This is a genomic window from Psychrobacter sp. FME6, assembly GCF_014861365.1.
Classification (GTDB): domain Bacteria; phylum Pseudomonadota; class Gammaproteobacteria; order Pseudomonadales; family Moraxellaceae; genus Psychrobacter.
Window position 1 is genome coordinate 1 of the sequence record NZ_RRYW01000235.1, and the last position, 704, is coordinate 704.

The following is a 704-nucleotide window of genomic DNA, read 5'->3' on the forward strand; positions in this document are numbered from 1 at the left end:
TTACGAATCAATCGATGAGACAAATGCCATAAATCTCTTGCTCGTACCCTTTGTATATTAAATCGTTCTGATAGCTGACCAATGACTGTTTCAACGATACGGCGGGCTTTCATTAGCCGCCTTACCACAGGTTTGGGTCTATCCTCTTTCATATTGGCTCTGAGTGGCGTTTGTAAATCCACTCCTTGAGCGTCGTAGTACGATGTCAGACTAGGGCTGATATAGCCTTTATCAGCGCCGAGCAAACCATGGATATTGTCAGTAATATCAGGCGCAACCGCTCTTTCATCAACATTGGCAGGGGCAACGGTAAAGCCTTTAATCATGCCCGATAAGTTAACCAGCAAATGTCCCTCAAAGCCATAATACCTCTCTTGCTTAGCCGCACAGTAGCTAAAAGCCGCTAAGTCTTGATAGTTTTTATGCCGATACGCGCGTCCATAATGACAGACGGGTATCGGAAAACCATCTATAAAATGGATGTTGTCACGGCCTTCGAGTTGACTGACTGTATCTTGTATCCGCTGTTTGACCTGCCACAAATTCGCGCAATGCTTTGCGAAGTTAGGATATGAGCCGATGGCTGGAAACCAAGATTGCCAGTGCTGGGTAAAGTATTGCCAAATCTGTTTGTCTTGATCAAGGTGTAAAAACTCACCGACCAGTTCCATGCAAATAATCTCAGGATCACTCAGCTTTGGCGC

The 704-nt window shown here is 45.3% G+C and carries 1 protein-coding gene; it reads right to left on the bottom strand.

Going from position 1 to position 704, the window contains the following annotated elements; genetic code table 11:
- Window positions 1-704: IS982 family transposase (locus EI162_RS14415; RefSeq protein ID WP_192524980.1), on the bottom strand; the 704-nt coding region annotated here is incomplete at both ends.